A 13,530-nucleotide genomic window follows, 5' to 3' on the forward strand; every position below is an offset into this window, starting at 1 on the left:
ATCCGGCCGAATTGCCGAAGCCCCGAAGAGGTTCTCTACTCCACTCCGTCCACCGCGCACTTCTCGAGAGTGTCCTTGAAGTGCTCGACCATGAAAGCAGCGAAATTCTTCGCGGTTTCAACATTTTTAACCTGGGCAAGCTGATATCCGGTACCGATTCCCTTGTTTCGCGCTGGGATGATGCGAGCATCTCCGGACCAGCTCTCGCCATCCTTCTTTTCATCAATCGTTGAGAGAAGGGCGAAGGTCTCCTTCAGGGCGGAGTTTTGAGAGTGTGAGAATTCCTCGTTCAAGGAGTCGACGGACTTGTATTCGAGGTCGGGGATGTTTATGTAGGGAGTAAATCGTCCCGTGGAAGTGAATCGGAGGTCCGCGAGCCTGCGAGATTTGCGACGTGCGTCCTTCGGCAGCGGAAGTTCAGGGCTCAGATCGAAGAAAAGTCGTTCGTTGGAACTTGCCCGCACGATGATGCTGCGATCCAGCTCAGCGCGGTTGAACGCTTCGGCGACAGCGTCGAAGATGGTAGTTGACCATTCGCCCTTCTTGGGGGTGAAATGCGAGAGGAAGTGGCCCCGCGCCGAATCGATGCCCGCCGGCGGTCGTGAGGACCTCTTCTTGGAAGATGGTGTATGGACGAGCGATGTGAGGCTGCACAGTCGTGCTGCTGCTTTGAGTGTCTCCTCGCTCGCGTCGTTCTTCGAACTCGATGAACCTTCGTTGGCGTCCGTTGCATCGTCGACGAGCTCGAAAATCGACGAGGTCATTGGGTGTTTCTTCAGAAGTTCGGCAGAGGTGAAACGTGAGTGGCCGACGGGTCGATTCCACAAATCGGGGGCGTCGCCTTCCGGGGAGTCCGCTTGCTTGGTGTCGTCGGCTTCCCAATCGGCGTCCTGCGTTGACTCAAGCGCCTGTTCGTCGGTTTCAAGAGTGACGAAATCCCTGTAACTTTCGTGTTCAAGGATGTCCTCGATCAATTGGCTGGCCAGCATATCGTCAACGTTTTGAATGCACAAAATAGTAAACAGGCAGAAATCAAAGAATTCGTCACGATCGGCTTCTTTGCGTTCTTGACCCACTTCGTTGTGTCCTTGCTCGGCTCGAATCAGCTTGAGCAGGCTCATGGCATTGAAAACCCGCTTGATGGCGCGTGGGTTCGAGTCGAGTGCCCCCATGGCAACTTCGGCCCACGGGCTGAGATCCGTATTGTCGGGCCAGTCTTTTCGAATTTCCTTTAGGTAACTTTCGACTTCCTTTCCGGGGGACGGGACGTTGAAAGGTACCTGGATGATCTTGTGAAAGAACATTCTGGCTTTATCTTGTCTCATCGAGTCTCCGTAGATGGCCCGGGTTCCATCGGCGACGACATCGAAATCGATTGCCAAAACGAAAATGCAGTGCCTTGAATTGATGAAGAGCTTGAGGGTCTCCATAATTTGCACTGCACGGGCGGGGGGTAGGCGATCGAGATCGTCAACAAAAATTACGAGTCGGCTCCCCTCTGGGATCTCGTTCGTGTTGGGGTCGCGGAGCAGCTGGGCAACGTCTTGCTTGAATTCCTCTTGGATTTCTTGTGCTTCGCTGCGGCTCGTTCCGTTCTGTGTGATGGCGTCGAGCGCCTCATTGATACCGGCGGATACCATGTTGCCGGCGGGTCCCATGAAACTGCCCGCGATATTCGTAAGTGTCCTACGAAAGCTTGGGCTTATCGTTTTGAAGATTTTCTTCCTGTTCTCCTTCTTTTCTTTGCTGTCCGACGTCATCCTGTCGAAGACTTCTGCGACGAACGCGGCGGGGATGTCTTCTTCGGAGTTGGTGTGGGCGAGGGGCCACGTTTCGATGGTTTCTGTTTTGATCGAGTGGCCCGTCGTGCTGTTCTTGAGCTCGTCCTCAATTAGTTTGAGAATCGTTGACTTCCCACTGCCCCAACCTCCTTGGATGGCAATCGTCATTGGGGTGGGGCACTTCTGAATGAACTCGGACAGGCCCTTAACCTGGGCTTGAAAGGAAAGCTGATCCGTGCGAGCTGGCTCGTCGGTTGTGCCGTAGAACGTAGGATTGTCCGTTGATTTCGTCATGCGAATAGAATATGGGTGTACGGGGTCTTTCGTCGGGTATATCCGATGAGTTCCCCATCGTTGGGGGTAGGCCGGTCGGCCAGCGATTAACGGCAGGGCGGTTGGGTCTCCTGTGCCACTCCGCAAATCCATCCCCGCGACAGCCCCGCCGCCCGCGGGTACCGTCCTCGGCATGGCAGAGAACCTGAATCAGGAAGACCTCATCGCGACGCTGCAGCGCCTGGGCCTGGAGCTGCAGAACCCCGCCGCCATCCCCACCTGGGAGGACGAGCCTATCTTCACTCTCATCGGCGAGGACGAGGACCGCCCGGCGTTTTCGCACGTGCTCTTTTACGACACCGAAATGATCGAAGAAGACGACGCCTACACCCGCTGGGTCCTCGACTGGGCCCGCGCCACGGCCAAGCAGGACCGCGTCACCGACGTCGCCTCGCACATCGACTTCGACGGCGGCACCTCGTGGCTGACCTACACCCTCGACGGCCGCCCCGTGCGCCTGGAATTCAAGCAGGACGACGACTGGCTCGACCCCGACGTCCACGACCGCGTCCTCGAGGACTTCGGCACCGTCCCCGGCCGCACTCGCCTGTACATCGACAATGGCCAGGGCGGCACCTACATCTGGCTTCCCGACGACAGCGTCGCCGAATTCACCGAACTCTTCCCCGACGCCGTGCGGGTCTGACCTCAGCCGCGCCGTGGCGGCCTGATCTCAGCCGCGCCGCACGGTCCTGACCTCAGCCCCGCCCCTCCGCATACGCGGCCAGGTACCCCTCCAAAACGGCGTGCCGCTCGGGCCGGCGGGCGGCGAACTTCTCCGACCACTCCAGCATCGTCGGCCCGTCGCCCCGCCTGGCGTTGACCGGCTTCGACAGGTCCAGCCTCGGCTGCCCGAAAAGCGCGGCCCACATGGGGGCGCGCATGGACTCGTCCTCCACGCGGGCCTTCGCCACCAGGTGAATCACCAGCTTACCGCGCCGCTCCCGGTAATTCACGTCGGCGCCGGCGTCGACAAGCCGCGCAAACAACCCGCCATCCCGCGGCCCAACCCACTCATGCGCCCCGATCAGCACCGACAGTGCATTCTGCCCGTACGCCACCACCGACGCATCCGCGCCCCGATCCAGCAGGAACCCGGCGATGTCCGCCCGCGCGTCGCCGTCGCGATTGGTCAACGCGTCCATCAGCAACTCCGTGACATCGCCGCCGTCGCCGTCGAACGCCGTCCGAAACTCCTCGAACGAGCCCCGCGCCGCCAGGTAAGTGGGGGAAGACATGTCCTGCGCCTTTCGTGCTCCACGGGTTTGCTTGACGACGCTGCCACACCACCGCCCGCTCCGCACCGCAAAGCAGCGCCGACGGCGGTTTACTCGGCGGGAAACGGCGCGGACGGTGGTTTTCTCGGCGCGAAGGAACGCGAACGGGGATCTACTCGGGTCGAAGCGTCTTCTCCCACAGGACGTTGCCGCGGGTGGTCAGCAGCCGCACGGTCATGTCGCGCGACTGGCCGTCGATGTCGACTTCGCCGAAGTGCTGGAAGTCATCCAGCGGCGAGGCATTCTGGTTGTCCTCGTCCGGCGCATGGACGTAGACGACCTCGGGGCCGAACGTCGGATCCATGTCGTTCGGGCCGAAGGCGCCGGCGTTGAGCGGCCCTGAGACGAACTCCCAGAACGGCTTGAAATTCTGGAACGCCGCCCGCTCCGGCGAGTAGTGGTGCGCCGCGGTGTAATGGACGTCGGCGGTCAGCCACACGACGTTGGTGACCTCCTTGATGGCCGACAGCACCTTCGCCAGCTCCGACTCACGGCCCCGCGGTGCACCGGGACGGCCATCGGCGACGCCCTCTTGATCGCCGTTCTTGCCGTCCGGCACGATGATCCCGATGGGCAGATCGGCCGCAATGACCTTCCACGTCGCACGGGAGGCGCGAACCTCGTCGACAAGCCACCTGACCTGCTTCGCGCCGAGGATCGTGCCATCCTCCCCGGCACCCGCGCCCGCCCGACGGTTGTCGTCCTTGTACGTGCGCATGTCCAACACGAACACGTCCAGCAGCGGCCCGTAGGCGATCTTGCGGTACACGCGGCCGTCGACGGCCATCTTCTCGTCCAACGGCTGCCACTCGTGGAACGCGCGGTAGGCGCGCTCGGCCAGGACATCGACGTTCTTCTCGGTGTACTTGTCGTCGTCGAGGATCTCGCCCGCGTACCAGTTGTTAGTGGTCTCGTGGTCGTCCCACTGCACCACCTGCGCCACCGACGCGTTGAAGCGCCGGCAATTGTCGTCCGTGAGGTTGTAGGCGTACTGGCCGCGGAACTCGTCGAGGGTCTCCGCGACCTTGTTCTTCGCGTCGGCGGTGACGTTGCGCCACGTGCGGCCGTCGTCAAGCGCGACGGTCTCCTCGATCGGGCCGTCCGCGTAGCAGGTGTCGCCCGAATGGATGAACAGGTGCGGGTTCCGGTCGGCCATCGCCGCGAAGCCCGTCATGCCGCCGACATCCGGGTTGATGCCCCAGCCCTGGCCGGCGACGTCGCCGGACCAATGCAGGCGAATGTCGTCCGGGGCCGTCGGGGCCGTGCGGAAGACGCCGGTGATCGGCTCGGACGCGGCGGCCGTATCGACGTCTTCGAGACGCACCCGATAGTGGATGTCCTGCCCGGACTCCAGTCCCACCAGGCGCACGCGGCCCGTGCCGTCGGTCTCCGGCGTCAGCGGCGCGGGGGCGCGGAACTCGCGGGCGTTGGCGAAGTCCGGCGTCGCGGCGGTTTCCACGATCAGATGCGCCGGCCGATCCGACCGCGCCCAGATCAGACCGCCGTCGGCGCGGACGTCACCGGCGGCGACGCCATGCGTCAGCGACGGCCGATCGGCGAGGAGCCCGGGGGAGGAGCCCGCCCCCGGAGTGGCGGACGCGTCGGGGCCGTTCGAGCACGCGGACACCGGCAGCAGCAGGGCGGCGCTGCTCAGTCCGGTGGCTTTGATGGCGGTGCGGCGCGAGATCTTCATGGTCGGGTTCAACTCCTGGGGTGCGGGCGGGGGCAATGGGCTCACGGATGCCCGCGACACGCTAGGCAACCCAGGTAGCAGCAGTGCTGCGATGAGGTGAACGGGAACTGAATATGAGGTTCGCGGCGCGGAGCGGAAGACCTCGGAGCTGAAGGGACCAAAGCGGAAGGCCCCAAAGCGAAATGCCTCGGGGCGCGGCGCGGAGACACGGGGCGACCGGCGCCCCACACATCACCGCCCTACTCGACCGCCCTACGTCGACAGGTCGACGTCATCCCAGTCGGCGTCGACGTTGAACAGCCACGACAGCGCGCGATGCCACTCGAGAAGCGTGCCGGCGGTCTGCTCGTCGATGGTGGCGGGCTCCTCGGGGTGCAGCTGCTCGTCGACGGCGATCCACCGCATCGAATGCACGAACTCGTACATGTCGCAGATCCGCGGCAGCGGGATCAGCGCACGGGCCCGCTCGCGGACGGCGTCCTCGCCGTTATCGGCGACCCACTTGACCAGCGGCCACGGGTCGACGACGATCTGCCCCTCGGGAATCTCCCGGATGCCCGCCACATGCGCGAGCATCTGCGCCGCCACCGCCTGCCACGCCAGCTGCGTCGCCGCGTGACGCGCCTCTTCGCCGGCGGGGGAGTCGGTCTCGGCGGTCACGCCGGACTCGAGCAACTCGATGAACCGCCTCTCCGCGGGCGTCAGCGTGTCGAACGCGCCGGGCAGCACCCCGCGCACCGCCTCCAGCGGCGGCGCCGACTCTCCCAAGAAGAACCCGGCCAACTCCGATACCGCGATCAACGACAGGATCCGGTCGGCGATCTCCCGCGGCTCCCGCAGCACGGCCTCGGCCTCGCCGCGCACCGGCGGATAATGCCCGGGCAGCGTCGCACCGGTGTCCTTCGTGATACCCGCCCGCACCCGCAGCGCCCGCTCCCTCGCCGCCGGGTGATACGGCACGGCACCACCGGCGACGATGTCCTCGCCACGGGCATTGACGACGGACCCGTCCGGCATGAAGAACACCGAATTCGTCTGCTCCGCCCACTCCTCCAGACCGCGCAGATCCTCGCGCTCGAACACGTACTGCCGCCGCGTGTCCCCGATGTGGCGGATCAGCCCGAACATGCTCGACGTCATCTCCTGGCCGCCGCGCTCCCACACGAAGCCGGTGAACCCCTGCAGGTGCTCGGCAAGCTGCGGATCATCCGTCCCGCGTTGCTGTGAGTAGGGGCCGGGGATCTCGTCGCGGACCGTTGCATAGGCGTTGATGTACATGCCCATCGATTCTTCCATGGTCCAACCGATCCCGCCGGGGAACCGGCCGCCCACGCCCCGGGTGCCCGCGGTTCCCACACGGAAACCGCGGACGCGCCGGGCCGTCATCAAGCGAAGACCCGCCGCAACCGGCCTCAGCCCTGCGGCTCCCGCGCACCCGCCTCCGGCGACGGCGGGGCCATGACCGCCGTCATCGCCTGGTCCGCGAGCTCCTCGCCCGCGCCCTGGTACAGGTACACCGCCACGTCCGCGCCGCCCGCCAGCAGCGCCCGCTTGTTCTCGCGCGCCAGCGTCGTGCTCGCGATCACCGCGTTCGGGTAATGCTCGCGAATCGCCTTGACCAGCGTCATCCCGTCCCGGTGCGCCGGCAGAGCCAACACGAACAACTCCGGCTCGCAATCCAGCTCGATGCGCCGCCACAGCTCAAGATCCGTCACATCGCCCGAAATGATCTTCTTGCCACGGCGGCGCAGCTCCTCGATGCGGCTCTCGTCGAACTCGATGCCGTACACCCGCTTGCCGTACGTGTCGCTCAACCGCCGGTACACGCCCGCGCCCACGCGCCCCATGCCCAGCACCAGCGCATCGGCGTGGCGGATCTGCACCGGGCGCTCGTCCGGGATGAGCCGCTCCTCCGGCACCTCCGGGATGAAGCGCATGAGCCACGGCAGAATGCGGTCCTCCTTCGCCATGACCACGGACCCGACGATGAAGCTCGCCGCCACCGCGATGGCCATGATCGACGTCCACGACGACGCCAGCGACCCATTGGCCACGCCCACCGAAATGACGATCAACCCGAACTCCGAATAATTCGCCAACGTCAGCCCGGCCAGCGCGCTCGTGCGGTTCGACAGGCCCATCCGCTGCAGGAAGGCCACGAAAATCACCGCCTTCAACGCCAGCAGCACGGCCAGCACCCCGGCGACCAGGAAACCGCCGGCGTCGGGAAGCCCGCCCAGGCCGATCTCGATGAAAAACGCCACCAGCAGCAGCTCGCGCACCGAGATCAGCGCATCGGAGAACCGGTCCGCCACCGGGTGGCCCGACAGGATGATCCCCGCGATCAGCGACCCCAGCGAACCCGACACGTTCGCCAGCTCGAACAGCGAATACGCCCCCAGCGCGATGCCGATGCCCGTGAGCACCAGCAGCTCCGTGCGGAACATCCGGTCCGGCATCCGCTTCACCAGCGGGCGCATCAGCAGCAGCAACGGCAGCGCCAGCGCCCACGGGGCCGGCGCCTTGCCCGTGGAAAACACCAGCACGCCCACGGCCATGATGTCCTGCAGCACCAGCACGCCCAGCGCGATGCGGCCGACGACGGAATCGCCCCGGTTGCTGTCGTCCAACTGCGACATGACGAACACCGTCGACGAAAACGACGCCGCAATGCCCACGTAAATCAGCGCCTTGACGTCCAACCCCGTCAGTGCGGCCAACGGCAGCAACCCCAACAGCCCGAACATCGCCGCGAACGCCGCCGTGTTGGTCACCGCATGGCCGGCCGCCGTGCCGATCACCCGCGGCTGCGCGATGTCTCGCGGATTCAACTTCAACCCGATGGTGAACAACAGCACCGTCACGCCCAGCTCCGCCAGGACGTCGAGGAACGGGATCTCGGTGATCCCGACCGCGCTGGTGGCGAAACCGGCGCCCAGAAAACCGATCAGCGGCGGCAGGCGCAGAACCGTCGCGCCCAGACCGCCGATGATCGAGAACAAGATCACCGTCAGGTACAGGGACTCCATGAACAAAATGTACCGCCCGGCCCGGATTCATTCGAGGCCGCCGCCCGGGCGAGTTGACGTGACCCCGAATTCGGGCGCCTAATGGTCGGATGGCTCCCACCCCGAAGCGCCCCACCCCCATGCGTCGCGGCACGAAGCGCTCCACCCTCAAGCGCTCCGCCCCGAAGCAGACCACCGCGAAGCGCCCCGGCACCGCATCGCTCCTGTCGGCCCCGCTCCTGTTCGCCGCCGTCGTCGCGGTCGCGGTCAACCTGCGCGCGGGCATTTCGTCGGTGGGCCCGGTGCTGGAGGAAGCCCTCGCCGCGTTCGGGGCGGGGGCGTCGCAGGCGGGCCTGATCACGGCGATGCCCGGATTCCTGTTCGCGCTGTTGGGGCTGGGGGCGGTGCCCGTCGCAATGCGATTGGGGCTGACGCGGACCATCGCGCTTGGTGCCGCGCTCACGCTGGTCGGGCTGGCGGCGCGGCCGTGGGTGGGGGCGATGGCGGTGTTCATCGTGCTCACGGGCTTCGTCGTGGCGGGCATCGCGGTGGCCAACGTGCTGCTGCCGGCGTGGATCAAGCGGCACGGCGGGCGGCACGTCGTGGCATTGATGACGGCCTATGGCGCCCTGCTCGGCTTGTCCGGCGCCGCCGGCCCGCTGAGCGCGCTGGTGTTTTCCGGCGACGGCGCGTGGCAGTGGGCGCTGGGCGTGTGGGCCGTGCCGGCGGCGGTGCAGGTGGTGGTGTGGATCGTGGTCGTCGCGAAGCTTGGCGACGACGCCCGGCGCCGCCGTGTGACCGGTGCCGCGGGGGAGGCCGGGGCCGGCGCCGGTACGAAGGCTGCCGAGCCCGACTCGGCTCCCGACCCCGCGCTCGAAGTCCCCATGTGGCGTTCGCCGACGGCGCTGTTTCTGCTGGTGTTCTTCGGCCTGCAGTCGATGAACGCGTACGTCCAGATGGGGTGGCTGCCGCAGATCTACCGCGACAACGGCGCGTCGGCGGCGACCGGCACGATCGCGTTGGCGCTGGTCGGCGGGCTGAACGTCATCGGCGGGCTGGTCATGCCGATGCTCATCGCACGCGCCCGCACGCTGACGCCCTTCGTGGTCATCTTTGCGATCGCCACCGCGGGCGGGTACCTGGGGCTTTTGCTTTTCGACGCCCACCTGCCCCTCCTTTGGGCCTTCTTCCTGGGAGTCGGCGGTTTCTGCTTCCCGACGGCCATCGCCCTCATCCCGGCCCGCAGCCGCTCGCATGTGGTGACGGCGAAGTTGTCCGGGTTCGTGCAGCCGTACGGGTATTTGGTGGCGGGGGCGGGGCCGGTCGTGGTCGGGGCGGTGTACGGCGCGACGGGGCAGTGGCGGGAGATTCTCGTCGCGCTCGTGGTCAGCGCCGTGCTGATGGGCGCGGTCGGGATTCGTGCGGCGGCGTCCACGACCATCGATGATGAGCTGGCCGCTGCCGCGCGCCCCTAGTTCGGGCGACCTTCATCCCGTTCCTGAGCGCGCCGACCGTCGTCAGTGGTGTCCGCGGTTTTGCGCGGGCTGCCCGGATTTCGGCCGGGTTAGCGGGTAGTTGCGGGTGCCGTCGTGTCGTTTGATCGACGGTCATGTTTTGGACGCTGGGAAAGCGCAGGTGGTCAGGTTTGCTACTCGGGAGCGTTGACCATATGACACGAAGCCGCGGGATGCGCCGGCCGTGAGCAGGGGACTGGCCTGGCGTGAGCGAGGGGCCAGCATGTCGCGGTCCGGTGGGTGCCTATGACGTGGGGCGGGTGGGGTGCGGGCGAGCTTTTGGCCGGGTTCGCGGGCGGCTTCGCGGACGGGTGACGTGCACCGTCGTGTCGTTTGATCGACGGTCATGTTTTGGGCGCTGGGGAACCGCAGGTGGTCAGGTTTGCTACTCAGGAGCGTTGACCATATGACACGAAGCCGCGGGATGCGCCGGCCGTGAGCAGGGGACCGGCCTGTCACCGGTCGGTCGGGGACTCCGACGTGAGGAGAGTGGGGCGTCGGGCGGGTAGGTGGGCGTCGTTAAGCAGGTGTTTTTTGGGGAGGCGGAAGACGGGCGTGGGCACGCGGGTGTTTTTGGGGAGGCGGAACACGGGCAGTCGTCACGCGGGTGCGTTTTTAGGAGGGGGGAACACGGGCCGTCGTAAAGCGAAGGCCTGAGCCGGCAGCCGAGCCAGCATCGCGAGCAGTCGGGCGGGGAGCTGGCCTCGCACCGCCAGCAGTCGGGCGCGCACTGTTGGCGCCCGTTACCCGCCGGCAGTCGGGCCCGCACCCGTACCGCCGCCCGCCACCCCCGAACCCCACAAACCGGGCGCATCGGGTGCCCCCGCCCGGCCCGAAAACCACCGGTAACCGCTGCGGCCCTTCTGGAACCACCACCCGGCGGATAAGTTTTTACTGTCCCTTCCGGAACAACAGGAGGCTCCCCATGTTCACGTCCCGCAAAACCAAAATCGCGGCGATCCTCACCGCCGGCGCCCTCGCCCTGACCGGCTGCTCATCCGACGGCGGCGCCGGCGGCGGCGACAACGCCGGCGGCGACGGCGACGGCTACAAGATCGGCATCAACCAGCTGGTCCAGCACCCCGCGCTCGACTCCGCCACCGCGGGCTTCAAGAAGGCCTTCGAAGACGCCGGCGTGAACGTGGAATTCGACGAACAGAACGCCAACGGCGAACAGTCCACCGCGCTGACCATCGCGCAGCAGTTCGGGTCGAAGAACCTCGACCTGGTCCTGTCCGTGGCCACCCCGGCCGCCCAGGCCACCGCGCAGAACGTCCAGAACACGCCGGTGCTGTTCACCGCCGTCACCGACCCGGTGTCCGCCGACCTCATCGACTCGATGGAGAAGCCCGGCGGCAACGTCACCGGCACGTCCGACGCCGCGCCCGTGGACAAGCAGCTCGACCTGCTCAAGGAAATCGTCCCCGACGCCAAGAAGGTCGGCATCGTTTACGCCTCCGGCGAGGTCAACTCGAAGGTGCAGGTCGACGAAGCGAAGAAGGCCGCGAAGTCGCGTGACCTGGAGATCATGACCCAGACCGTCACCAACGTCACCGAAATCCCGCAGGCCGTGCAGGCCCTCGGCGACGTCGACGCGTTCTACGTGCCCACCGACAACCTGGTCGTCTCCGGCATCTCCTCCCTGATCCAGGCCGCCGAGACCGCCAAGATCCCGGTCATCGGCGCCGAGTCCGGCACCGTCGAGGGCGGCGCCGTGGCCACCCTGGGCATCGACTACAACGAGCTGGGCCGCCAGACCGGCGAGATGGCGCTGCGCATCCTCCGCGAGGGCGCCGACCCGGCGACCATGCCCGTCGAAACCGCCAAGCAGTTCACCTACATGGTCAACGAGGACGCCGCCAAGCGGCAGGGCGTCACCATCCCCGAGAAGATCCTGAACGAGGCCGAGAAGGCATGATCCCCGCCGTCGAGTTCGGCCTCATCTACGGGGTGATGGCGCTGGGCGTGTTCCTCACGTTCCGCATCCTCAACTTCGCGGACCTGACGGTCGACGGTTCCTTCACCACCGGCGGCGCCACCGCGGCGGTGGCCATCTTGGCCGGGTGGAACCCTTACCTGGCCATTGCCGCTGGCTTTGCGACGGGATTCGCCGCGGGCCTGATCACCGGACTCCTGCACACCAAGGGGAACATCGACGGCCTGCTCGCGGGCATCTTGACGCAAATCGGGCTGTGGTCCGTGAACCTGCGGATCATGGGGTCGTCGAATGTGCCGCTGCTGCGCGCGGAGACGATCTTCACCCCGATGCGCGAGGCGGGCCTGATGGGCACGTGGGCGTCGGTGGGCATTTTCGCGGTGGTCGTCGCGGCGATCACCGCGGCGATCGTGTGGTTCCTGAACACCGACTTCGGCCTGGCGGTGCGCGCCACCGGCGACAACGGCCCGATGATCCGGTCCTTCGGCGTGTCCACCGACCGCACGAAGCTGGTGACGCTCGCCCTGTCCAACGGCATGGTCGGCGCCGCGGGCGCGGTCTTCGCGCAGTACCAGGGCTTCGCCGACAACTCCATGGGCATCGGCCTGATCCTCATCGGGCTGGCGTCGGTGATCATGGGCCAGGCGATCCTGGGCCAGCGTTTCCTGTGGCTGTCGGCCGCGGCCGTCGTGGTCGGCGCGGTGCTGTACCGCCTGATCATCTTCGCCGCGCTGGAGCTGGGGCTGAACCCGAACGACATGAAGTTCATCACCGCCGCGCTGGTGGTCATCGCGCTGCTGGTTCCCCAGTGGCGCTCGGCCATCGGCGGGGCGATCGCCGGCACCCGGGCGAACCGGGGCCGGGACGGCGACGGTGGCGCGGCCGGGGCCGGCGCGGGCGACGGTGCCGGCGCCGATGCGGTCACGCCGAACACGGCGGCGTCGGCGTCGTCAAGCAACGGCACCGCGCGAGCCGCGGGCGCCGCGGACGGGAAGGTGAAGGCCTGATGCTGACCATCCGCAACGTCTCCAAGACGTTCTTCCCCAACAGCGCCAACGAGCGCCGCGCACTCGTCGACGTGTCGCTGGAGCTGGCGACGGGCGACTTCGTCACCGTCATCGGCTCCAACGGCGCCGGCAAGTCGACCCTGCTCAACGCCGTGGCGGGGCGCATCCCCATCGACTCCGGCGACATCGCCGTCGACGGCACCCCGATGGGGAAGATGCCCGACCACAAGCGCGCCAAATACATCGGGCGCGTCTTCCAGGACCCGATGGCCGGGACGTCGCCGAGCCTGACCATCGAGGAAAACCTGTCGCTGGCGTACCTCCGCGGGAAGCGGCGCGGCCTGCGCCTGGGCCTGTCGAAGGCGCGGCGCGACATCTTCGCCGAGCAGCTGAAGTCGCTGGAGCTGGGCCTCGAGGACCGCCTGACCGCGAAGGTCGGGCTGCTGTCCGGCGGGCAGCGGCAGGCGTTGTCGCTGCTGATGGCCGGGTTCACGCACCCGAAGATCATGCTTCTCGACGAGCACACCGCCGCGCTCGACCCGCAGCGTGCGGCGCTGGTCACCGAGCTGACGCACAAGATCGTCGAGGAGGGAGGGCTGACCACGCTCATGGTCACCCACAACATGGAGCAGGCGATCCGCCTGGGCAACCGGCTGATCATGATGCACGAGGGCCGCATCGTCTACGAGGCCTCCGCGGAGACGAAGGCGAAGCTCACCGTGCATGATCTGCTGCAGGAGTTCGTGAAGATCAAGGGCGCCACCCTGTCCGACAAGGCATTCCTGGGGTAGGGCGGTCCTCCCACCTCCAGATGCGCCAGTTCCATGCAGATACTCCCGTTGCAACGGGCGCATCTGCATGTAACTGGCGCATCTACGTTTCGGCGTGGTGGAACTGGCGCATCTGCGGATTGGGGGTGGGTGAGCCGCAGCATCTCCATGTATCCGCCGCAACCGCGCTGGGGTGGCCGAAAAGGTCCGC

General features: G+C 66.6%; 10 protein-coding genes. 5 read left to right on the plus strand and 5 right to left on the minus strand.

Annotated elements, in window-relative coordinates; all coding sequences use genetic code 11:
• Positions 1-35 precede the first annotated feature (35 nt).
• Positions 36-2,075 (minus strand): KAP family P-loop NTPase fold protein, encoded by a 2,040-nt coding sequence (locus CHAN_RS03875; protein WP_290291978.1) that lies wholly within the window; start codon positions 2,073-2,075, stop codon positions 36-38.
• Positions 2,076-2,247: 172 nt separating this feature from the next.
• On the opposite strand from CHAN_RS03875, the gene CHAN_RS03880 reads away from it, so the two are divergent.
• Positions 2,248-2,760, plus strand: a complete 513-nt coding sequence (locus CHAN_RS03880; RefSeq protein WP_290291982.1) for a hypothetical protein — start codon at positions 2,248-2,250, stop codon at positions 2,758-2,760.
• 52 nt (positions 2,761-2,812) lie between these two features.
• Here the strand turns inward: CHAN_RS03880 and CHAN_RS03885 are convergent, their stop codons facing one another.
• From CHAN_RS03885 to CHAN_RS03900, 4 genes are all read right to left on the minus strand, one after another.
• Positions 2,813-3,352: a hypothetical protein gene (locus CHAN_RS03885; protein WP_290291984.1), complete on the minus strand. Its 540-nt coding sequence runs from the start codon at positions 3,350-3,352 to the stop codon at positions 2,813-2,815.
• A 151-nt stretch (positions 3,353-3,503) separates the two neighbouring features.
• The gene (locus CHAN_RS03890; RefSeq protein ID WP_290291987.1) at positions 3,504-5,084 is read right to left on the minus strand and encodes an alkaline phosphatase D family protein; all 1,581 of its coding nucleotides are present in this window, start codon (positions 5,082-5,084) and stop codon (positions 3,504-3,506) included.
• Positions 5,085-5,336: 252 nt separating this feature from the next.
• On the minus strand, positions 5,337-6,380 hold the full coding sequence (locus CHAN_RS03895) for a DUF4272 domain-containing protein (RefSeq protein ID WP_290291991.1): 1,044 nt from the start codon (positions 6,378-6,380) through the stop codon (positions 5,337-5,339).
• A gap of 116 nt (positions 6,381-6,496) precedes the next feature.
• Complete coding sequence (locus CHAN_RS03900) at positions 6,497-8,113, minus strand: cation:proton antiporter family protein (protein WP_290291994.1); 1,617 nt, start codon at positions 8,111-8,113, stop codon at positions 6,497-6,499.
• 89 nt (positions 8,114-8,202) lie between these two features.
• Here CHAN_RS03900 and CHAN_RS03905 point away from each other — a divergent pair, with 89 nt between their 5' ends.
• The 4 genes from CHAN_RS03905 to CHAN_RS03920 all read left to right on the plus strand — a co-directional run bounded on the left by CHAN_RS03905 (position 8,203) and on the right by CHAN_RS03920 (position 13,340).
• Entirely contained in the window at positions 8,203-9,567 is a 1,365-nt protein-coding gene (locus CHAN_RS03905) for an MFS transporter (RefSeq protein ID WP_290291997.1), read from the plus strand.
• A gap of 964 nt (positions 9,568-10,531) precedes the next feature.
• On the plus strand, positions 10,532-11,524 hold the full coding sequence (locus CHAN_RS03910) for an ABC transporter substrate-binding protein (protein ID WP_048742871.1): 993 nt from the start codon (positions 10,532-10,534) through the stop codon (positions 11,522-11,524).
• Positions 11,521-12,549 carry an ABC transporter permease gene (locus CHAN_RS03915; RefSeq protein WP_290292001.1) on the plus strand — a complete coding sequence of 343 codons (1,029 nt, stop codon included), beginning with the start codon at positions 11,521-11,523 and terminating at the stop codon, positions 12,547-12,549. The genes CHAN_RS03910 and CHAN_RS03915 overlap by 4 nt, the downstream gene beginning before the upstream one ends.
• A complete protein-coding gene (locus tag CHAN_RS03920) occupies positions 12,549-13,340 on the plus strand; it encodes an ABC transporter ATP-binding protein (protein WP_048742870.1) in 792 nt (263 codons plus the stop codon). Before CHAN_RS03915 ends, CHAN_RS03920 begins: the two co-directional genes overlap by 1 nt.
• Positions 13,341-13,530: the final 190 nt, after the last annotated feature.

Source organism: Corynebacterium hansenii (assembly GCF_030408795.1).
Lineage (GTDB): Bacteria > Actinomycetota > Actinomycetes > Mycobacteriales > Mycobacteriaceae > Corynebacterium > Corynebacterium hansenii.